19 protein-coding genes are annotated in these 19,200 nt (G+C 71.9%); 12 read left to right on the top strand and 7 right to left on the bottom strand.

Annotated features, from left to right (window positions below; genetic code table 11):
- Window positions 1-70: 70 nt before the first annotated feature.
- The 3 genes from HNR23_RS18535 (at window position 71) to HNR23_RS27550 (ending at window position 2,716) form a co-directional block, all read left to right on the top strand.
- Window positions 71-538: a flavodoxin family protein gene (locus HNR23_RS18535; protein ID WP_184077180.1), complete on the top strand. Its 468-nt coding sequence runs from the start codon at window positions 71-73 to the stop codon at window positions 536-538.
- Window positions 539-649: 111 nt separating this feature from the next.
- On the top strand, window positions 650-1,552 hold the full coding sequence (locus tag HNR23_RS18530; protein ID WP_184077178.1) for a CPBP family intramembrane glutamic endopeptidase: 903 nt from the start codon (window positions 650-652) through the stop codon (window positions 1,550-1,552).
- A gap of 180 nt (window positions 1,553-1,732) precedes the next feature.
- Window positions 1,733-2,716 carry a CPBP family glutamic-type intramembrane protease gene (locus HNR23_RS27550; protein WP_184077177.1) on the top strand — a complete coding sequence of 328 codons (984 nt, stop codon included), beginning with the start codon at window positions 1,733-1,735 and terminating at the stop codon, window positions 2,714-2,716.
- 9 nt (window positions 2,717-2,725) lie between these two features.
- Here HNR23_RS27550 and HNR23_RS18520 read toward each other — a convergent pair whose 3' ends face one another.
- A complete protein-coding gene (locus tag HNR23_RS18520) occupies window positions 2,726-2,992 on the bottom strand; it encodes a hypothetical protein (protein ID WP_184077175.1) in 267 nt (88 codons plus the stop codon).
- 128 nt (window positions 2,993-3,120) lie between these two features.
- Between HNR23_RS18520 and HNR23_RS18515 the strand changes: the two genes are divergently transcribed.
- The 4 genes from HNR23_RS18515 to HNR23_RS18500 all read left to right on the top strand — a co-directional run bounded on the left by HNR23_RS18515 (window position 3,121) and on the right by HNR23_RS18500 (window position 7,370).
- Window positions 3,121-3,411 (top strand): hypothetical protein, encoded by a 291-nt coding sequence (locus tag HNR23_RS18515; protein ID WP_184077173.1) that lies wholly within the window; start codon window positions 3,121-3,123, stop codon window positions 3,409-3,411.
- Between the two features lie 272 nt (window positions 3,412-3,683).
- Complete coding sequence (locus HNR23_RS18510) at window positions 3,684-5,750, top strand: RNA degradosome polyphosphate kinase (RefSeq protein WP_184080569.1); 2,067 nt, start codon at window positions 3,684-3,686, stop codon at window positions 5,748-5,750.
- The gene (locus HNR23_RS18505; RefSeq protein WP_184077171.1) at window positions 5,743-6,807 is read left to right on the top strand and encodes an NUDIX hydrolase; all 1,065 of its coding nucleotides are present in this window, start codon (window positions 5,743-5,745) and stop codon (window positions 6,805-6,807) included. Before HNR23_RS18510 ends, HNR23_RS18505 begins: the two co-directional genes overlap by 8 nt.
- A gap of 125 nt (window positions 6,808-6,932) precedes the next feature.
- Window positions 6,933-7,370 carry an SRPBCC family protein gene (locus HNR23_RS18500; RefSeq protein WP_184077169.1) on the top strand — a complete coding sequence of 146 codons (438 nt, stop codon included), beginning with the start codon at window positions 6,933-6,935 and terminating at the stop codon, window positions 7,368-7,370.
- Between the two features lie 112 nt (window positions 7,371-7,482).
- Here HNR23_RS18500 and HNR23_RS18495 read toward each other — a convergent pair whose 3' ends face one another.
- The 4 genes from HNR23_RS18495 to HNR23_RS18480 are packed head-to-tail and all read right to left on the bottom strand — an operon-like array spanning window position 7,483 to window position 10,630.
- Window positions 7,483-8,604, bottom strand: a complete 1,122-nt coding sequence (locus HNR23_RS18495; RefSeq protein WP_184077167.1) for an ATP-binding cassette domain-containing protein — start codon at window positions 8,602-8,604, stop codon at window positions 7,483-7,485.
- Complete coding sequence (locus HNR23_RS18490) at window positions 8,601-9,455, bottom strand: ABC transporter permease (protein ID WP_184077165.1); 855 nt, start codon at window positions 9,453-9,455, stop codon at window positions 8,601-8,603. The genes HNR23_RS18495 and HNR23_RS18490 overlap by 4 nt, the downstream gene beginning before the upstream one ends.
- Window positions 9,433-10,209 (bottom strand): molybdate ABC transporter substrate-binding protein, encoded by a 777-nt coding sequence (gene modA, locus HNR23_RS18485; RefSeq protein ID WP_184077158.1) that lies wholly within the window; start codon window positions 10,207-10,209, stop codon window positions 9,433-9,435. Before modA ends, HNR23_RS18490 begins: the two co-directional genes overlap by 23 nt.
- Complete coding sequence (locus tag HNR23_RS18480) at window positions 10,202-10,630, bottom strand: TOBE domain-containing protein (RefSeq protein ID WP_184077156.1); 429 nt, start codon at window positions 10,628-10,630, stop codon at window positions 10,202-10,204. Before HNR23_RS18480 ends, modA begins: the two co-directional genes overlap by 8 nt.
- Before the next feature lie 321 nt (window positions 10,631-10,951).
- Between HNR23_RS18480 and HNR23_RS18475 the strand changes: the two genes are divergently transcribed.
- The 4 genes from HNR23_RS18475 (at window position 10,952) to HNR23_RS18460 (ending at window position 14,946) form a co-directional block, all read left to right on the top strand.
- Window positions 10,952-12,346, top strand: a complete 1,395-nt coding sequence (locus tag HNR23_RS18475; protein WP_184077154.1) for a sensor histidine kinase — start codon at window positions 10,952-10,954, stop codon at window positions 12,344-12,346.
- A 7-nt stretch (window positions 12,347-12,353) separates the two neighbouring features.
- Entirely contained in the window at window positions 12,354-13,007 is a 654-nt protein-coding gene (locus HNR23_RS18470) for a response regulator transcription factor (RefSeq protein WP_184077152.1), read from the top strand.
- A 52-nt stretch (window positions 13,008-13,059) separates the two neighbouring features.
- Window positions 13,060-14,049, top strand: coding sequence for a DUF4097 family beta strand repeat-containing protein (locus tag HNR23_RS18465; protein WP_184077150.1), 990 nt, complete (start codon window positions 13,060-13,062; stop codon window positions 14,047-14,049).
- A gap of 126 nt (window positions 14,050-14,175) precedes the next feature.
- Window positions 14,176-14,946 carry a M50 family metallopeptidase gene (locus HNR23_RS18460; protein ID WP_221308169.1) on the top strand — a complete coding sequence of 257 codons (771 nt, stop codon included), beginning with the start codon at window positions 14,176-14,178 and terminating at the stop codon, window positions 14,944-14,946.
- Between the two features lie 104 nt (window positions 14,947-15,050).
- On the opposite strand, the gene HNR23_RS18455 is transcribed toward HNR23_RS18460, so the two are convergent.
- Window positions 15,051-15,557 carry an STAS domain-containing protein gene (locus HNR23_RS18455; RefSeq protein ID WP_343070617.1) on the bottom strand — a complete coding sequence of 169 codons (507 nt, stop codon included), beginning with the start codon at window positions 15,555-15,557 and terminating at the stop codon, window positions 15,051-15,053.
- A 381-nt stretch (window positions 15,558-15,938) separates the two neighbouring features.
- On the opposite strand from HNR23_RS18455, the gene HNR23_RS18450 reads away from it, so the two are divergent.
- The gene (locus HNR23_RS18450) at window positions 15,939-16,808 is read left to right on the top strand and encodes a TauD/TfdA dioxygenase family protein (RefSeq protein ID WP_184077148.1); all 870 of its coding nucleotides are present in this window, start codon (window positions 15,939-15,941) and stop codon (window positions 16,806-16,808) included.
- Here the strand turns inward: HNR23_RS18450 and HNR23_RS18445 are convergent.
- Complete coding sequence (locus tag HNR23_RS18445; protein ID WP_246421798.1) at window positions 16,803-19,151, bottom strand: hypothetical protein; 2,349 nt, start codon at window positions 19,149-19,151, stop codon at window positions 16,803-16,805. The two genes, HNR23_RS18450 and HNR23_RS18445, sit on opposite strands and share 6 nt — an antisense overlap.
- Between the last annotated feature and the right edge of the window lie 49 nt (window positions 19,152-19,200).

The raw sequence follows: 19,200 nt of genomic DNA, 5'->3' as shown, positions 1-19,200 counted from the left end.
GTTCCGCCCGCTGCGTCTCCGACGTCGCCGTGGTCATCGGGGGAGCGCCGGGCCGTGCCACCCTGGAGGCATGGCCCGACTGCTCATCGTCCACCACACGCCCTCGCCCTCGATGCAGACCATGCTCGAAGCGGTGCTGGAGGGCGCGCGCAGCGACGAGATCGAGGGGGTGGAGGCGGTCACCCGCCCCGCCCTCGGCGCGACCGTGCCCGACGTGCTCGCCGCGGACGCCGTCGTCCTCGGCACCACCGCGAACATCGGCTACATGTCCGGCGCCCTCAAGCACTTCTTCGACACGGTGTACTACCCCTGCCTGAACGACACCGTCGGCCTGCCCTATGCCCTCTACGTGCACGGGAACAACGACACCACCGGTGCGGTGCGTGCGGTGGAGGCCGTCGCCAAAGGCATGTCGTGGGAGCGCCACCGGCCGCCGGTGGCGGTGGTCGGCGAGGTCGGCCGTGACGACCGGGAGGCGTGCTGGGAACTGGGCGCGGTCACCGCGCTGGCGGCCCTGGAGCGGGCCGGCGAAGGGTGAGCCGCGGCCACCGACACGTCCTCGGAAATGCGACATACGGTGGTCATTGCACTGCTTTCAGTGTCCCTCCGGGCAGACTGATGCTCAGACCGGGGGAGAAGACGCGTGGCGATGGCGTACAGGTGGGCACTGGCGGCTGTGCTGTTCTGCGGCGCGGTGGTGCTGGCGATCGCACTGACCCTGCAGGACACCCCGCCCGGCGACCTGACGTGGTTCGGTGCACCGGCCCCCGAGGCGGTGTGGCTGCCCGGGCTGACCGGTGTGGCGCTGGCCTGGGTGCTCACCGACCGGGGCTACCTGCGTGCCCTGGACGACCGCACCTGGGGGGCGCTGCGCGGCCACCCCATCGGGGTCGAGCTGACCTGGCTGCTGTTCTTCCTCGCATGCTTCGTCGGCGGATCGGCCCTGCTCGCCTACGTCTTCGGGCAGCTCGGCCCCGATGTGCCCTACACCCCGGTGGTGCGGATCGTCTTCCTGTTCGTGCTGCCGATCCTCTTCGTCGACCGCGCCGGATACACCCTGTCCGGCTACGGCACCGCCATGCCCTCGCACGTCCTGCGGGTCTCGGAGGGGAGGCGCTGGCTCGGGCTGGTGCCGGTGCTCGCCTGCTTCGCCGTCGCGGCCCTCGCCGTCTACCCGACCTCGCCGCCCACGCCGAAACTGGTCCTGTTCGCCGCCGCGATCGGGTTCTTCGCGGTCGCCGTGCCCGAGGAGATCTTCTTCCGCAGCATGGTGCAGACCCGGTTGGAACGGCTCCTCGGGCGCTGGGGCGGGCTGCTGCTCACCGCACTGATCTTCGCTCTCACCTACGCGCTCCTGGGCGCCCACATCGAGTCCGATCCGCTGCCCGGCGACGGGTTCCTCACCGGCGTGGTCGACGCGCTGCTCATCTACGGTGCGCTGGGCGTGCTCTACGGCTACGTGTGGACCTGCTACCGCAACCTGTGGCTCAACATCCTGCTGCACGGAGGGGTGACCCTCCTCATCGCGGCCCCATCTCTACTCATTCTTTGACCAAGGCCGCGAATGGTCACGTAACAATGCCATTCAGGTAAAGTGCTGGTGAGGGGAAGATGTCTCCCCGACGCCGGTGTGCGGAGGTCCCCCGCTGCTCCGCCCGGTCTCCAACCGCCAGGTGCCCACGTGCCCGGCTTTTTCGCGTTTTCCGGTCCGGTCGTGGCGTGCGCCCCGGGCGTGAGAGGGGGAGAGATCAACCCGAGGGACACCACCACCACCGCGACGCCGTCGGCGATCCCCGCCGAGGGCGCCCGGCGCGTCGGCTACGCCGTACTGCTCGCCGGGGTCGTGGCCTTCCTCACGTCCGGGGCCTTCCTGCTGGCCGCCGGCCACACCACCATCCCCACCTCCGAGGACTACCGCCCGGGGCCGCTGTGGACGCTGTGGGTCCCCGTCGCCGTTGTGCTCCTGCTCATCCGGGCGCTGCCCTGGCGCGCCCCGGAGGGCGACCTGGCCCGGCGGGTCCGCGACCGGCTGGGCGGGCGGTCCGGCGGTGCCGAGATCGCCGTGCTGTTCGGCTGCATGCTCGGCTTCTACCTCGGCGACCTCTTCCTCTACCCGGTGTTCTGCCTGGTCGACGCGTCGGTGTGCGCGCTGTCCTACTACACGTCCAAGGTGATCTTCCTGCTGATCCTGCCGACGGTGTTCATCGGCAGCTGCGGGGTCATGCGCCATGTCAGCGGCCCCGACCTGGGCAGCCTCGCAACGCGGGTGGGCGAGCCGTGGCGCTGGGCCGGGCTGGGGGCGGTCGCCGCCTACCTGGCGATGGTGTTCGCCCCGTGGGCCTCCCAGCCGCCCGACCTGGGGCGGATACCGGAGAACTACGCGCTGCTGGTGGTGGTCGCGCTCAGCATCGCGGGGACCTCGCTGCTGGAGGAGGTGTTCTTTCGCGCGATGCTGCAGACCCGGCTGGAGATCCTGCTGGGCCGGTGGCCGGGCATCGTGCTCGCGTCCCTGTGCTACGGGGTGGCCGGTGTGCTCGCCGCGACCTACCCCGACGACCTGGGGGTCGCGATCGCCATGGCGATCAGCGTGCAGGGGGTGGCGGGGCTGATGTACGGCTACCTGTGGTCCCGGTACCGCAACATCTGGCTCAACTTCGGCCTGCACGCCTGCATCACCACGCTGGCGCTGATCCCGCTGACCGACGCCCTGTTCTGAGGGGGCGGGCTACTGGTACCTGCCGCAGGTGCGGCACTTGCCCGACGAGTTGCTGCTGTTCGGGGCGCCGCAGTGTCGGCATTCCCAGGTGTCGGTGGCGCCGGGGCCGCGACTGTAGGCGCGCACCGCGATCATCCGGTCGTCGGCCACCGGGTCGACGTGGACGAGGTGCCGCACGCTCTGCGGAATGGACACGGCCTCGGACCCCGGCAGCAGGACGGTCTTGGGGGTGCCATCGAGGCAGTCGGCGATCCGAGCCCACACACGCGGTGTCATCTGGACCTCCCTGGGCCTCCTAGGGAGTGGCCCATCTTACAAAGCGCCGTTCCGTCATCGCATGAAGCCGGGAAGGTCGTGCACGCTGAACGCGCCGAGCGGCGCCGAAAGCACAACGGGGGAGAGGTATGACCCACACCGACGGCACCATCCTGGCCGAGGACCTGCTGCTTACCTGCCATGATCCGATGACGGGGCGTCCGCTGGCCGACTCCACCGAGGTGGCCGTGGCGCTGGCCGGGGCGATGGGCATCGACGGCAAGCTCTTCCCCGAGCTGCCGCGAGCCGAGCGCAGGCAGCGGATGCGGGCGGTCGTCGACAACGACGCGTTCGGCGCGGTGGTCCGCCAGGTGATCCGGGCGATCGAGGGCGCGATGGTCGCGGTCATGGCCGCCGGCGCGGTGGCCGCCCGAAGCTGACCCCGCCCGGCGGACCGTCGGTCCCCTCGGCTTCCCCCTGTCGCGGAGCGCGCTCCCGTAACCGCATCGGTCATGGTTGCTCTGTCCACTTGTGACCCATATGGGGGAAGATCGGGGTGTACGTTGCAATTGAGGTGCGCGAAGACCCGGATAACGGGTATGGACTACCTGACGTCCTCATGACGTGGACGAGAGCACAGTGGTGTCCAGTTGTCCATGCTGGTTCATGCGGGTGGAGGAGTCTGCGTGCCGTGAGCGTGGAACCGGTGTACATGGGTCAGAGTGGCGACAACCTTCCTGCGGACCGCTACCTGGATCGTGAAGAGGGATGGCTGCGCTTCAATCAGCGCGTGCTCGAACTCGCCGAGGACACCGATATCCCTCTCCTGGAGCGAGCCCGCTACCTCGCCATCTTCTCCAACAACCTCGACGAGTTCTTCATGGTCCGGGTCGCCGGGCTCAAACGGCGCCTGGCGACCGGGCTGGCCGTCGCCTCCTCCAGCGGCCACCACCCCCGCGACCTGCTGGAGCGCATCTCCGAGGTCTCCCACGACCTGATGCTGCGCCACGCCCGCTGCTTCCACGGCTCGGTGCGGCCCGCGCTCGCCGAGGCCGGAATCCGGATCCTGCGCTGGGGCGACCTGGAGGACACCGACCGCCAGCGGATGCACCGGTTCTTCCGGCGGTCCATCTACCCCGTCATCACGCCCTTCGCGGTCGACCCCGCCCACCCCTTCCCCTATGTCTCCGGGCGCTCCCTCAACCTGGCCGTCACCGTCAGCGACCCGCAGACCGGGCGCGACACCTTCGCCCGCATCAAGGTGCCCTCGGTGCTGCCGCGCTTCATCGAGGTCTACAGCGAGAACTTCGTCCCGGTCGAGGACGTCATCGCCGCGCACCTGCCGCAGCTCTTCGAGGGCATGCAGGTCATGGAGCACCACGCGTTCCGGGTCACCCGCAACGTCGACCTGGAAGTGGACGAGGACGAGACCGACGACCTCGTCCAGTCCCTGGAGAACGAGCTGCTGCGCCGCCGCTTCGGGCCGCTGGTGCGCCTGGAGGTCGAGGAGACCATCTCCGACGACGTACTCGACATCCTCCGCAAGGAACTCGGAGCCGAAGAGGAGGAGGTCTACCGCGTTCCCGGACCGCTCAACCTGGCCGGGCTCGGCCAGATCGCCGACCTCGACCGCCCCGAACTCTCCTTCCCTCCGATGGTGCCCGTCGAGCCCCGGCGGCTCATGAACGACGACGTCTTCGCGGCGATCCGCGACCGGGAGCTGCTGGTCCAGCACCCCTATGAGTCGTTCACCGCCACCACCGAGCGGTTCCTCGCCCTGGCCGCCACCGACCCCAACGTCGTGGCCGTCAAGCAGACCCTGTACCGCACCAGCGGCGACTCCCCGATCGTCGACTCCCTCATCGAGGCCGCCCGCGCCGGCAAGGAGGTCGTGGCGCTCGTCGAGATCAAGGCGCGCTTCGACGAGCAGAACAACATCCAGTGGGCGCGCAAACTGGAGGACGCCGGCTGCCACGTCGTCTACGGCGTGGTCGGCCTCAAGACGCACTGCAAGCTCTCCCTCATCGTGCGCCGGGAACGCGACGGCTCGCTGCGCCGCTACTGCCACATCGGCACCGGCAACTACAACCCCAGGACCGCGCGCGTCTATGAGGACTTCGGGCTCTTCAGCGCCGACCCCGAGGTGGGCGAGGACCTCAGCGACCTGTTCAACCGGCTCACCGGCTTCTCCCGGAAGAAGGAGTACCGGCGGATGCTCGTCGCCCCCGGCGGCCTGCGCGAGTCGCTGATGGGGCTGATCCAGAACGAGATGAACAAGCACGCCCAGGGCGAGCCCGCCCGGATCCGGATGAAGGTCAACTCGCTCGTCGACGAGGAGATCGTCGACGCACTCTACGAGGCCTCCCGCGTGGGGGTCCCCGTCGACCTGTGGGTCCGGGGCAGCTGCGTACTGCGCCCCGGCATCCCCGACCTGTCCGAGACCGTCCGCGTGCGCAGTATCCTCGGACGGTTCCTGGAACACTCACGCGTCTTCATCTTCGAGAATGGGGGGGAACCGCAGGTCTGGATCGGCAGCGCCGATCTCATGCCGCGCAATCTCGACCGCCGGGTCGAAGCGCTCATCGAGGTGACCGACCCCGATCACCGGATGCGCCTGGTGGGAATGATGGATCTGGCGATGGCGGAGAGCACCTCCTCCTGGCGGATGCACTCCGACGGGTCCTGGACCCGCGTCACCCGCGACGCCTCGGGCGAACCGCTCCTGGATCTGCAGAACACCCTGCGCGGCGACCGCCACCTGCGGGCCGTCGATGGCTGAGAGGACCGAAACCGAGACCGGCGCCGCCGACGGCATCGCCGCAGCGGCCGGCCCGGTCGACCCGTCCGCCTACGTTCCGGACGAGGCGACCATCACCAGTGCCTTTCCGCCCCGGGACACCGCACCGGCCGGGTACATGGAGCCGATCCGGGCCGCCGGCGCCGTGCTCTGGCGCGACGTCGACGGCGCCGACGGCCACGGGAAGGTGCGCGAGGTCGCCCTCATCCACCGCCCCGACCGCAGGGACTGGACCCTGCCCAAGGGCAAGGTGAAGAACGGCGAACACCTGCTCACCGCCGCCGTCCGGGAGGTCACCGAGGAGACCGGGCTGCGGCCGGTGCTGGGCCGCCGCATCCCGCCGCAGCGCTACCTCAAGAGCGGCTGGCCCAAGCAGGTCGAATGGTGGGCGGCCACATCCACGGGACCCTCGATGTTCTCGCCCAACGACGAGGTCGACGCGCTGCAGTGGCTGCCGATCGCCGAGGCGCGGCGCAGGCTCAGCTACGACCACGACATCCAGGTGCTCGACAACATCGTGTGCGGCCCCCTGGAGACGTTCCCGGTGATCCTCATGCGGCACGCCTCGGCAGGGGAGAAGAAGGCCTGGGCGGACAGCGACCTGCTCCGCCCGCTCGACGAGGTCGGCCGTGCCGACGCCCTGGAGCTGGCGGAGGTCCTGGCCGCTTTCGGCGCCCCGCGCGTGGTGAGCTCGGCGGCGGCGCGCTGCACCGAGACCATGCTGCCCTACGCGGTCGCCAACGGCGCGCAGATGCGCACCGAGCGCGCGTTCACCGTGCAGACCTTCGACCGCGCGAACCCCGTCTACGACCGGAAGGCCGCGCACGACGCCTTCGCCGACCTGCTGCAGGACGGGCAGCCGACGGTGGTGTGCACCCACGGCGAGCTCGTCACCGAGATGATGCGCGACGCGCTGGGGCGGCTGGGAGCCCCGGTGACCCAGCAGCTGTCGTTGCGCAAGGGGACCTTCTGGGTGGTGCACGTGTCGGCGTCGGACCGCACCCTGGCCGCCATCGAACGCCATACCGTCCGAGGTTGAGCCCTATTCCCCTCCGTTGAACCCGGGTAGGTCGACCGAACGGTCGCCGATATCCGGTCGACGGACCCGAGATCAACGGAAGGGGTCGGGGTGAGGGGTGGAACGGCGGCTGCGAGGATGCCGTCATGGCCGACAACTTGGTTTCGCGCAGCATCGTGGTCGACGCACCGGCGGAGAAGGTCTTCGACGTCATCGCCTCGCCCTACCGCCACCACGAGTTCGACGGGTCCGGGACCGTCAAGGGCCTGCTCCACGGCCCCGAACGGCTGGAGTTGGGCTCCGAGTTCGGCATGGACATGCGGCTCGGTGTGAAGTACCGCATGACCAACCGCGTCGTGGAGTACGAACCGAACCGGCTGATCGCCTGGCGGCACCTGGGCACCCACCGCTGGCGCTGGGAGCTGGAACCGCTGGAGGACGGGACCACGCGCGTCACCGGAACCTTCGACTACTCCTACCGGTTCGTGTTCTTCTACCAGCTCACCGGCTGGCCGGCCCGCAACGCCCGCGCGATCGAGCAGACGCTGCCCCGCCTCAAACACCTCGTCGAGGACGCCGCCTAGCGAGATCCCCACCCACCTCCTCCGTCGATCTCGGGGATATCGGGGTCTCGCCGGCGATCTTTACCCCGATATCCCCGAGATCAACGGAAGGTAGGCGTCGGCGGGGCGGGGGTCACGCGGGGTAGCACTCCACCTCGGCCGCTTTCACCCCGGCCCAGATCCGGTCGCCCACCTCCAGGCGCAGCTCGGCCAGGGCCGACTGCGTGATGTCCGCGCTCATCTCCAGGTCGCCGTCGAGGTGGACGCGGACCTGGTCGCCGAAGCGCTCGATGCCGTGGATGGCCGCGTGCCACACGTTGCGCGGCGTTCCCACGGGCCGTTCCCGGTACAGGGCCACGGCACGCGGCGGGAACGCGACGAAGACGTCGCCCCGGCAGGCGTGGCCGACCTCGATCGACGCCGCCGCGGCGGACCCTCCGGCCGCACCGGCCGTCCCCGGGACCTCGACGCGGGTGCCCTCCGCGCGGCCCCGGTAGAGGTTGAGGCCGACCAGCCGGGCCACGTACGCGGTCCGCGGGCGCTGGGCGATCGCCACCGGAGGCCCGTCCTGCGCGACCGAGCCGTCCTCGATCACCGTCACCCGGTCGGCCAGCACCATCGCGTCCAGCGGGTCATGCGTGACGAGCACCGCGGCGCCGCCGAAGTCGGCGAGGTGGGCGCGCAGCTGCGAGCGCACCGCCACGCGGGTGTGCGCGTCGAGCGCGGCCAGCGGTTCGTCGAGGAGCAGCAGCCGCGGTTCGGCGGCCAGCGCGCGGGCCAGGGCGACCCGCTGCGCCTGGCCGCCGGAGAGCGTCCGCGGCCGGGCGCGCGCGTGGCCGGCCAGCCCCATCCGCTCCAGCCACTCCATGGCGCCGGCCCGCGCGGCGGCCCGCCCGAGTCCGCGGCAGCGCGGCCCGAAGGCCACGTTGTCGACGGCGCTGAGGTGGTCGAACAGCAGGTAGTCCTGGAACACCATGCCGATGGGGCGCCGCTCGACCGGGACCCGCGCCAGGTCGGCGCCGTCGATCAGGATCCGGCCGTCCGACATGGGCGTGAGCCCGGCCAGCGCGCGCAGCGCCGTCGACTTCCCGGCGCCGTTGGGTCCGAGAACGGCCAGCACCTCCCCGGGGGCCGCGGTCAGCCGTACGTCCAGCCGGAAGTCGCCCCGCTCCACCACCAGGTGCGCGTCCAGGGCCGGGGCCGCCGACAGGGCGGCGACGCCGGCCGGCGGGCGCCGGGCGGGTCCGCCGCTCACAGCGCCCTCACCCACCGGTCCCGCAGCCCGAGCAGGATGCCGATGCTGACCAGCAGCAGCACCAGGCTGAGGACGATCGCGGTGTCCGGGTCGCGCTGCATCTCCAGGTAGACCGCGATCGGCATCGTCTGGGTCTGCCCGGGGAGGTTCCCGGCGAAGGTGATGGTCGCCCCGAACTCGCCCAGCGCCCGCGCCCAGCACAGCACCGCCCCGGCGAGCACACCCGGCAGCACCATCGGCAGGGTCACCCGCCGGAAGATCGTCGCGCGTGTCGCGCCGAGCGTCGCGGCCGCGTCCTCATAGCGCCGGTCCGCACCGCGCAGCGCCCCCTCGACACTGACCACCAGGAACGGCATGGCCACGAACACCTGCGCCAGCACCACCGCCGCGGTGGTGAACGGCAGGGAGACGCCGAACCAGCCGTCGAGGTACTGGCCGACGACCCCGCGCCGCCCCAGCACCAGCAGCAGCGCGACTCCGCCGACCACGGGCGGCATGACCATCGGCACGGTGACCAGCGCGCGTACCACCCGCCGCCCGGGAAACGCGGTGCGCGCCAGCAGCCATGCCAGCGGTACGCCGAGCACCAGCGCGATCGCGGTCGCCGCCGTCGCCGTGGTCAGCGACAGCAGCAGCGCGCTGCGGATCGCCGGGTCGGCCAGCCGCGGGCCGAGCGTCGCCCAGGGGGCGCGCAGCAGCAGCCCGGCGAGCGGCAGTGCGAGGAACACGAGCCCGCCCAGCGCAGGAAGGACGAGCAGCCACGGGAACCTGCCCGCGCCTGCCCGCACCGGCCCGCCTCCGCCGCGCGGCCCGGCCGGGGCGGCGCGCTCAGGTGGTGCGGAAGCCCGCATCGCTCAACACCTGCCCGCCCTCCTCGGACCGGGCCAGGTCGATCCAGGACCGTGCCAGCTCGGGTTCGGGGGCGTCCGTCAGCGCCGCGATCGGATAGTCGTTGACCGCCTCCTCGGCGGTGGCGAACTCGACGCCCTCGACCGCGCCGTCCGCGGCGTCGATGTCGGTCGCGTACACCAGGGCGGCGTCGACCTCGCCGAGCGTCACCTTGGTGAGTGCCGCCCGCACGTCCTCCTCCGCGGAGGCCGAGGGCACCTCGACCCCGGCGGCGTCCAGTACCGTCCGGGCCGCGGTGCCGCAGGGCACCTGTTCGGCGCAGAGCGCGACCGCGACGCCGGGTTCGGCGAGGTCGGCGAGGCCGGCGACGTCGCCGGGGTTGCCCGGCGGCACCGCGATCCGCAGGGTGTTGCGGGCGAACACGACCGGCTCCCCGGCCACACGCCCGGCCTGTGCCACCTGGTCCATGGGGTCGGGGCCCGCCGCCGCGAACACGTCGGCGTTCGCGCCCGCGTCGATCTGCCGGGCGAGCGTGGAGCTGCCCGCGAAGTTGAACACGACGCGGGTGCCGGGGTGCTCGTCCTCGAAGCGCTCGCCCAGCTCGGTGAAGGTGTCGGTGAGGGACGCCGCGGCGAAGACCGTGAGCGTCGCCGCCCCGTCGGCCGCCGGTCCGCCCGCGCCGCCGCACCCCGCGGCGCCCATCAGCGCGGCCCCGGCCAGCAGCGGCGCCCCGACCGCGCGCCACGCGCTAGGCATGGTGCACCCCCTTGGAGGCGTCGCTCTCCACCACGACGTTGGTCGACTTGACGATCGCGGTGGCCACCGACCCCACTTCGAGGCCGAGGTCGACGGCGGCCTCCCGGCTCATCAGCGACACCACGCGGTGCGGTCCGGCCTGGATCTCCACCTGCGCCATGACGTCGCCCAGGACGACGTCGGTGACCAGGCCGTGGAAGCGGTTGCGGGCGGAGGACAGCCGCCGCGCGGAGTCCTCGGACGCGCCCGCCTCGGCGTCGGCGCCCTCTCGCATGAACGCGGCCAGCGCGGCACCGTCGACGATCCGCCGTCCGCTGCCGTCCCGGACGGCGTCCAGGCGCCCCGAGTCCACCCAGCGCCGCACGGTGTCGCCGCTGACCCCGGCGAGCGCGGCGACCTCACTGATCCGAAAGCTCGGCATGGGCACGAGCATATGCCTCGCAGATGCCAGGGTGAACTGTGGAATCAGCTGGAATTCGCCAAAGAACGGTGATGTCTCCCTGGCAGAAGCGACGGTTCGCCGGGCACTGGGCACCGCTCACGGTGCCGGGCGCGCGGTGCCGGGCGCACGGTGCCGGGTGCACGGTGCACGGGGGCGGGGCCGAGCCGGGCGCACCGGCCGGGCGGACCCGCCCGTAGTGACAGCACTACCGGCCACCGGCCAGGTGTCGTCATCGTCGGACCCGGCCGGGCGACCCTAGATTGGGGGAAACGATCGAGATCACCGCGGGAGTGGACGACCATGGCGGGCACGCGTGCGGCCGACGGGCGGGACCGCCTGGTGCGGGCCGCCGCCGAGCGGCTCTTCGCGCGGTCCTGGAGCGAGCGGCTCGTGGGCGTGCTGCACTTGCTGGCGTCGCTGGTCCTCTCCGCGCTCTACCTGCTGCCGCTCGGGATGCTCGTGGTCGCCGCCTCCTGGATCGTGCTGCGTCCCATCGGGCTGGCCGACCGCATCGCCGAACGCGGCGGCGACGGCTACGCGGCGCTCCCTGTCGGCGACCTGTTCGTCGAGGGGGTGATCTTCCTCGTCCTCCTTCCGCCGCTGGCGACACTGATCGCCCGGCTCGCGTGCGCCGTCCAGCGCCACCGCCTGGAGAGTGTCTTCGGCATCCCGGCGGCCGGGGTGCCCCGGCCGGAGACCGCGGCCGGCGGCCGCCTGAAGCCCCTGCTGCAGGCTGCGGTCCACCTCGCGGGACGCGACGCCTGGACGGCGGTGGTGCACAGCACCGCCATCGGCCTGCAGGGGCTCGTCTCCGGCGGGATCACCATCGGCCTGGTCGTCTACGGCATCGCCGTGGCCATCGGCTCCTTCCTCGGGCTCGGCTACCTCGTCCTCGACGGCGGTGCCGCCGACGTCGCCCGGCTGATCACCGTCATCGCCGCGGGACTACTGGCGGCGTTCGTCGGGCTGCTGCTGGTGCCGCTGCTCGTCGGACTTGAGGTCGAGGCGTGCCGCCGCCTGCTGCTGGACGACAGCGAGGTGCGGGTCCGGCGGCGGCTGAGGGAGGTCACCGACAGTCGGCTGCGGATGGTCGACGCCGCCGAGGCCGAGCGCCGCCGCATCGAGCGCGACCTGCACGACGGCGCCCAGCAGCGGCTGCTCGCCGTCACCATGACCCTGGCGCGTGCCCGCGCCCGGTTCGACCGCGACCCGGACCGGGCCCGCGCCCTGCTGGACGAGGCGCAGGCCGAGGCCAAGGAGGTCATGGCCGAACTGCGCGAGGTCGCCCGCGGTCTGCACCCGCGTGTCCTCACCGACCACGGGCTGGAGGCGGCGCTGCCCGTCGCCGCCGGGCGCTGCCCGGTGCCGGTCCGCGTCGACGTCGACCTGCCGGGGCGGCCGTCCCCGCGCGCGGAGGGCGTCGGCTACTACGTCGTGTGCGAGGCGCTGGCCAACGTCGCCAAGCACGCCCGGGCGGACAGCGTGGCAGTGCGCGCCGAACGCGTCCGCGGCGGCCGCCACGACCTGCTCCGACTCACCGTCACCGACGACGGCGCGGGCGGCGCCGACCCTGAGGCCGGGACCGGGCTGTACGGCCTGTGGGACCGGGTCAACGCCGTGGACGGCACGCTCAGCGTGCACAGCCCCGCCGGTGAGGGCACCGTCCTCACCGCGGACATCCCCTGGGAGGCATAGAACAGCGATGCGGATCATCATCGCCGAGGACTCGGTGCTGCTGCGCAGCGGCATGGCCAAGCTGCTGGAAGACGAGGGCGTGGAGATCCTCGCGCAGGTCGGCGATGCCGCCGAACTGCTCGCGGCCGTCGCGCGGCACCCGGACGTGGACCTGTGCCTCGTGGACATCCGGATGCCGCCCGGCTACTCGGAGGAGGGCATCCAGGCGGCGATCGAGATCCGCAGGACCCGCCCGGACGTCGCGGTACTGCTGCTCTCCCAGCACGTGGTCAGCCGGTACGCCGCCGAACTGCTCGGCGGCGGCTCCACCAAGGTCGGCTACCTGCTCAAGGACCGCGTCGCCGACATCGACGAGTTCCTCGACACGCTGCGCCGGGTGGCGGGCGGCGGCGCCGCCATCGATCCCGAGGTGGTCTCGCAGCTGCTCAGCCGCCGCCAGGACAGCGCACTGGACCGGCTCAGCCCCCGAGAGGGCGAGGTCCTGGAGGTGATGGCGCAGGGGCTGAACAACGCGGGCATCGCCGCGCGGCTGTTCATCACCGAGCGCGCCGTCGAGAAGCACATCCGGTCCATCTTCACCAAGCTCGACCTGGGCCAGGACGACCACGACCACCGCCGCGTGCTGGCGGTCCTGCGCTACCTGCGCGGTGTCGGGTCATGACGGCGGGACGAGCGGTCATGAGGGGAGACCTCCCCGGAGAGGTAGTGGAGACATGACGTTCAGCAGCAGGGGGCTGTACGCCTCGTCCAGCAAGGTGCCGCGCGGGCGGCGCAGGCCGCGCATCGGCTGGCTGCTCCTCGGGGCGCTCGTCGCGGTCGTGGCGCTGGTGTCGGGTGCGCTGGTCGCGCTCGCGGACGTCTCCGTCGACCGGACGGAGAAGACCGAGTCGTTCACCGGGGTCACCGAGCTCGTCGTGCAGAACGACGCGGCCGGGAGCATCCGGCTGACCGGGACCGACGGGGACGCGGTCACCGTGGAGCGGACGCTGCGCGGCTCGCCCATCGCCGACCCCGAGGACGCCCTCGTCCAGAACGACGGCGAGCTGTGGGCCGAGGCGCGGTGCGACGCGCCCCCGTTCTTCCTCTTCAGCTACTGCGAGGTGGACTTCGTCATCGGCGTGCCGGAGGGCACCGACGTCACGGTCTGGGGCCGGTCCGGCGGCATCGACGTGCGGTCGGTGACCGGAGACCTGAAGCTGACGACGTCGTCCGGCGACATCACGGCCACCCGGGTCACCGGCGACATCGAGGCCGATGCGACCTCGGGCGACATCCGGCTCGACGGGGTCCGGGGCGTCATCGACCTGACGTCCACCTCCGGCGACATCGCGGCCTCGGGGGCCGGGGACGGCGCCCGCGCGGTGTCCACCTCCGGCGGCATCGACCTGGGCGGCTTCACGGCGTCGACCGTCGAGGCGAACGCCACCTCGGGCGACGTGAAGGTCGGCGGCGGATTCGAGACCGCCGACGTGGGCGCCACGTCCGGCAGCGTGGCCGTCACGACCGACGCCCCGTTCCGCCGGCTGACGGCCGAGAGCACGTCGGGCGACGTCACCGTGCGGGTTCCGGACGGCACCTACGATGTCATCGCCGAGACCGGTAGCGGCGACCGCGAGGTCGGTGTGGCCACCTCCAAGGATGCGGACGCCGGCATCGAGGCGAGGACGACGAGCGGATCGGTGCGCATCGAACCGGGCCGCTGATGTGGCCGCCGCGTCGGCCGCGTCGGGAATCGTCCCGGTTTTCGAGCCGACCACTGTCCCGGATGTCCTACAGTGCGCCTAGCGCGTGTGAGATCACCTGGGACTGGAATCGGGAGAGCGGGGCCGATGGCAGGAATTTCGATCGGGAACGCCGGAGCGGACCCCCTCGCCGCCACGGCGCTCCCGATAGAGGCGACGACGCTCGGCGATGTCGTGCAGGAGGTCTTCCTCATCCAGACGCCGCCTCCGCAGTGGATCATCATCGCGGCCGGGGCGGTCGCCCTCCTGGTGGTCCTGACACGCGGACCGTGGCGCCTGGCGCGCAACGTGGTGACGATCGTGCACGAGGGCGGGCACGCCATCGTCGCGCTGCTCTGCGGCCGCCAGCTCTCCGGTATCCGGTTGCACTCCGACACCTCCGGCGTCACGGTCACCCGTGGGCGGCCCGACGGCCTGGGAATGGTCCTCACCGTCCTGGCCGGCTACATCGCTCCGTCGATCGTCGGCCTGCTGGGCATCCTGATGCTGGTCGGCAACCGGATCACCGCGCTGCTGTGGATCAGCATCCTGCTGCTGCTCGCCATGCTGCTGCTCATCCGCAACATCTACGGCGTGATCTCGGTGGTCGGCACCGGGCTGGTGATCTTCGGCGTCTCCTGGTTCACCCCTGCCGAGGTGCAGGCGGCGTTCGCCTACTTCTTCACCTGGTTCCTACTGGTCGCCGGGGTGCGGCCGGTGTTCGAGCTGCAGTCGCAGCGCCGGGCCCAGCCCACGCCCCAGTCCGACGCCGACCAGCTCGACCGGCTGACCGGTGTCCCCGGAACCGCCTGGGTGTTCGTGTTCGGCCTCGTCAACGTGGCGGCGCTGGGCGCGGGCGTGTGGCTCCTGATGTTCTGAGCGCCCGCCCCCCGCGCCTTCTCGGTCGAACCCGGAGGCGCCGGGCCCCACGGGCGATCGTCGCCGCACTGCCTCCGAGGCCGGTGCAGCGGGCGGACGGGGTGTCAGAGGGTGGGGCTCTCCAGCGGGGCCGCGAGTGCGGCGTCGACCGTCGGGAACACGGGGATGCGCGTGTTGATCCGGGTGACGTGCAGCAGGCGGGCGACCCTGTCGGTCGGCGCGGCGATGAACACGCCGGTGTAGTGCTCCTTGGCGATCTTGTGCGACTGGATCAGCACGCGCAGTCCGCTGGAGTCGATGAAGCCGAGCCGGGCGCAGTCCAGGACCACCCTGCTGTAGGGGCGGGTGCCCACGGAGTCCAGGACCGCCTGGTGGAACTGCTCTTCGGTGGCCATGTCGATCTCGCCGTCGAGTGTGATGACCAGGCCGTCGTCGTGGTTGCGGGTGGTGATGGTGAGCGCGGGCATGTCGTTGGCTCCGGGGTGAAGCGGCGGCACCGTCGGCAGATCGGGCAGGGCCGCGGGCCGCAGGCTCTCGGTCCTCGGGCGTGCGGCGAAGACGCGGGTCGTCGCGTACGCGGGCACGCCGCTGCGGCTGAACTGCTGTGTCATCGGTGTGCTACCCCTCATGCCGACACGGCGGAGTGTCCGGCATTCGTGTGGTGGTCCGTCGTCCGGATCCGGCTGCGACGACTACCGATTCCGACGTCGGCTCGGGGTGCCAGGCGAGAAATGCGGGTGGCTGCGGCCTGGTCGTCCTTACGTGCGGTCCGCGTGGAGCGGATGTGCGCCGGCTCGGTCCTAAGACGCTTAGAACAAGCATCCGTCCCGGACCATACCATATGGTCGTGGCCGTTTCGTGATGTGGGCGACGCGTGAGTGTGTCCCCGGGCATGGCGTTGGTCACCTCGGTGCGGATGCGTCGCGGTGCGGTCGCCGGGCGCGGTGCTACGCTCGATTCAACCAAGCAACTGCTTGCTTCAGGAGGTGTCCATGGCCATCGAGTTCGAGAAAGCCACGGCGCGGATCGGCGCGTACGTCACCGGGCTCGACCTCCGCAAGGAACTCTGCGATACCGAGGTCGACACCGTCTACCAGGGCCTCCTCGACCACGGTGTGCTGTTCTTCCGCGAGCAGCACATCACCGACGAGGAACACCTCCGCTTCGCGCTGCGCTTCGGCACGCTCAGCGCACCGCCGCTCAAGGCCCGCAAGGACACCGGCGACCCGGTCGCCGACGCCATCCACGTGCTCGACCAGACCAGCCCCAAGGGCGAGGGCGGCGACAACTGGCACGCCGACAACACGTTCATGCCGCACCCGCCGATGGGCTCGCTCCTGAGGGCCGTCAAGCTGCCCGCGGTCGGCGGCGACACGCTGTGGGCCAGCTCATGCGCCGCCTACGACGACCTCTCCCCGCAGATCCGGGAGCTGGCCGGCGCCCTCGTCGGGGTCCACGACATCGTGCCGGGCGCGACCAAGGCGATCGCCAAGGGCCACGCGCTCGACCTGGAGCGGCTTCGCCGCGACTGGCCGCCCGTCGAACACCCGGTGGTGCGCGTCCACCCCGAGACCGGGCGCCGCCTGCTCTACGTCAACCGCAGCTCGGTCACCCGCCTGAAGGGGCTCACCCCCTGGGAGAACGAGGCGCTGCTCCCGCTCCTGTGCGACCAGGTGCGCCACCCGGAGTTCCAGGTCCGCCTGCGGTGGGAAGCGGGCACCATGGCCTTCTGGGACAACCGCGCGGTCCAGCACTACGCGGTGCCCGACTACACCGAGCGACGCGAGATGCACCGGGTCACCGTCGACTTCCCCTGGGGGTTCACGGACCGGGACACCGCTCCGACCCCGGCCGCGTCATAGCGGCGTCCGGGCCTCGGAACGACCGGAATCATCCCCTCCGCGCACGCCGTCTCGTTCCAGGGGGCCCTCCTGCTGCAGGACCCACGTGCACGCCGACAGGGTCAGCGGGACGGCCACCGTCAGGGCGAGGGCCGGGATGGCGATGCCGGAGTCGTTGACGGCGAAGCCGACGAGCGCGGTCACCAGCGAGCCGGTGAGGCCCGCCCGGAGGGTGGGAGCGTACTCGTAGGCGCGCTGAAGCGCCCCCATCCGCCAGTCGGTGGGCTTGTTGAGCACCGCGAACAGGAACAGCAGCGCGCACGCCGAGAGCAGGGTGAGCTGCCAGTTGCCCAGCGACCCGAGCATCGCCGCGAGCTTGCGGCTGATCACCGTGGCCGCCTCACCGCCCAGAAGCTGGCTGAAGAACAGCCCGAAGTGGCTGCGCTCGCTGGGCGGGCGCAGGAAGTCGAGGTAGGCCATCAGCCCGATCACGCCCACGGCCGTCGCCGCGATGCCCAGCGACCACCGCCAGGTCACCCGGCGTCCGGAGATCATCAGCACGGTGACCGCCAGCCCCGGGATGATCGCGATGACCCCGCCGAAGTCGGTCCCCAGCCCCGGCCACCCGATCACGAAGATCGTGGCCGTGCCCACGACCGCCGCCGTCGCCACGGCCGCCGTCCGATGGCCGCGGCGGATCAGGTAGTGGGCGACCCCCGCCACGGCCATCAGCATGCCGGTGGCGAAGGTGGCGAACGCGATGTTGCCCAGCCCGTAGAACCGCCCGGCCACGATGGGCGTGTAGCCCGTGGGCGAGTTCAGCTGCAGGTTGGCACCGGTCAGCATGTCGATGAACAGGACGGCCGTGGTGATGCCCGCGACCACGGTCATCGGTCCCAGGATGCCGCGCCGCCACGGCCCGGCCATGGCGAGCGCGACCACGACGGCGTCGGTGAGCAGCACACACCCGATCAGGGCCAGCTGCGGCGCGTCCGACGACCACCACGGGATCAGGTTCGACAGGTAGCTGGAGACCGGGAACGCCGCACCGCCGAGCGCGACCACACGGGTCACCGACAGCACCAGGTCGCGCTTCTTGCGGTCCCGGTCGCTGTAGCGGTGCAGCGCGTAGGCGGCCGCGGCGTAGATGAGCAGCTGCAGGGCGACGAAGAACGCGAAGAACCCGGCGGTCAGCGACCCCACCACCTTGGCGGCGGTGTTGAGGTCGGCGAGGTCGCCGACCGCGGTGGCGAAGTCGCCGGGACGTTCGCCCTGCTTCCACACCCGGCCCACCATGCCCGAGGTGGGCAGGCCCATGCTGCTCACCACGGTGGCGGTGGCGTCGGTCAGTGTCACCAGCCCGTCGCGGCGGGTGGAGTCGGAGGTCAGAAACCCGCCGTCGAATCGCGTGCCGCCCGGCCCCGGGCCGTGCAGCAGCGCCGCATTGAGGTTGGACTCGCCGGCCTCCACCGACACACCCGCCACCATCAGCGTGGCGTCGTCGGGCAGGACGTCCAGTACGCGGCCGAGCTCGTCGTCGATCGCGGCCAGCGCCTCCAGCCGGTGCTCGTGCTGGATCGGGTCGGGCTCCGGCTCGTCCTCGGCGTCGGGGCCGTCCACCTCCTCGTCGACCTCGGCGTCGGGGTCGACCGGCGGTTCGAGGTAGAGGTCGGCGAGGCCGTCGAGGTCGATGACGGCCAGTGTCGCCGCGTCCAGGTCCTCCTGGCGCAACCCGCCGACGCCGCTGACGTAGGTATCGACGCGGCCGTCGTGGTCGGCGGCGGCCAGCGCCGCCCCCGCCCCCACGGCCAGCGTGGTGCCCCCGGCCTCGCGCACCGCCCCGCCGAGGGCGCCGACCCTGGCGCCGTATGCGGAGGCCGCGTTCTCCTCGACGAAGTCCTCGTAGTCGGGGAAGACCGCGCCGCGCCCGTCGCGCTCGGGGGCGACCGGAAGCTCGCAGATGAAGTACTGCTGGCGCTGGCTGAACGCGCGCTGTCCGGCGGACAGCGTCAGCCAGCCGTCGACCGGGCAGGTGCGGGAGGTCGCGGTGCGGATCGACATGTCGCCGATGGCGCTGTCCTGGGCGAGAGCCCACAGCCGCGGCATCGTCTCGGGGTCGATCTCCTCCCACATCAGCCCGGGGACGCCGACGACCACCACGGGACCGTCGACCGCCTGCTCGGCCGCTGCGGCGGGTCCGGGCCGGGCGGCGGCGTGCGCGGCGGGGGCCAGAGCGGCGGCCAGCGCCAGCGCCGCGAGGACGGCGAAGGCGGCGCGCAGCCGAACCGAGACGCGGGCCGCCGGCCGGGTGACGGCGCCCGGGACGTCCTTCAGCGCACGTGTCCGCCGCCCGCGCAGTGCCATGGGCGCCACTCCCTCATTCCGCCGTCGGCCGAGCACGCAGAACACAGTA

Source organism: Nocardiopsis mwathae (assembly GCF_014201195.1).
Lineage (GTDB): Bacteria > Actinomycetota > Actinomycetes > Streptosporangiales > Streptosporangiaceae > Nocardiopsis_C > Nocardiopsis_C mwathae.
Note: the sequence above shows the minus strand (reverse complement) of the source record. Positions and strands in the feature narration are given on the sequence as shown.

What these genes read in the sequence shown, in the direction of transcription:
- HNR23_RS18480 (WP_184077156.1), bottom strand. Translation starts at nt 10,630, where the DNA reads ATGCCGAGCTTTCGGATCAGTGAGGTCGCCGCGCTCGCCGGGGTCAGC.
- HNR23_RS18490 (WP_184077165.1), bottom strand. Translation starts at nt 9,455, where the DNA reads ATGCGGGCTTCCGCACCACCTGAGCGCGCCGCCCCGGCCGGGCCGCGC.
- HNR23_RS18500 (WP_184077169.1), top strand. Translation starts at nt 6,933, where the DNA reads ATGGCCGACAACTTGGTTTCGCGCAGCATCGTGGTCGACGCACCGGCG.
- HNR23_RS18445 (WP_246421798.1), bottom strand. Translation starts at nt 19,151, where the DNA reads ATGGCACTGCGCGGGCGGCGGACACGTGCGCTGAAGGACGTCCCGGGC.
- HNR23_RS18455 (WP_343070617.1), bottom strand. Translation starts at nt 15,557, where the DNA reads ATGACACAGCAGTTCAGCCGCAGCGGCGTGCCCGCGTACGCGACGACC.
- HNR23_RS18450 (WP_184077148.1), top strand. Translation starts at nt 15,939, where the DNA reads ATGGCCATCGAGTTCGAGAAAGCCACGGCGCGGATCGGCGCGTACGTC.
- HNR23_RS18475 (WP_184077154.1), top strand. Translation starts at nt 10,952, where the DNA reads ATGGCGGGCACGCGTGCGGCCGACGGGCGGGACCGCCTGGTGCGGGCC.
- HNR23_RS18515 (WP_184077173.1), top strand. Translation starts at nt 3,121, where the DNA reads ATGACCCACACCGACGGCACCATCCTGGCCGAGGACCTGCTGCTTACC.
- modA (WP_184077158.1), bottom strand. Translation starts at nt 10,209, where the DNA reads ATGCCTAGCGCGTGGCGCGCGGTCGGGGCGCCGCTGCTGGCCGGGGCC.
- HNR23_RS18510 (WP_184080569.1), top strand. Translation starts at nt 3,684, where the DNA reads ATGGGTCAGAGTGGCGACAACCTTCCTGCGGACCGCTACCTGGATCGT.
- HNR23_RS18505 (WP_184077171.1), top strand. Translation starts at nt 5,743, where the DNA reads ATGGCTGAGAGGACCGAAACCGAGACCGGCGCCGCCGACGGCATCGCC.
- HNR23_RS18460 (WP_221308169.1), top strand. Translation starts at nt 14,176, where the DNA reads ATGGCAGGAATTTCGATCGGGAACGCCGGAGCGGACCCCCTCGCCGCC.
- HNR23_RS18520 (WP_184077175.1), bottom strand. Translation starts at nt 2,992, where the DNA reads ATGACACCGCGTGTGTGGGCTCGGATCGCCGACTGCCTCGATGGCACC.
- HNR23_RS18535 (WP_184077180.1), top strand. Translation starts at nt 71, where the DNA reads ATGGCCCGACTGCTCATCGTCCACCACACGCCCTCGCCCTCGATGCAG.
- HNR23_RS18470 (WP_184077152.1), top strand. Translation starts at nt 12,354, where the DNA reads ATGCGGATCATCATCGCCGAGGACTCGGTGCTGCTGCGCAGCGGCATG.
- HNR23_RS18530 (WP_184077178.1), top strand. Translation starts at nt 650, where the DNA reads ATGGCGTACAGGTGGGCACTGGCGGCTGTGCTGTTCTGCGGCGCGGTG.
- HNR23_RS18465 (WP_184077150.1), top strand. Translation starts at nt 13,060, where the DNA reads ATGACGTTCAGCAGCAGGGGGCTGTACGCCTCGTCCAGCAAGGTGCCG.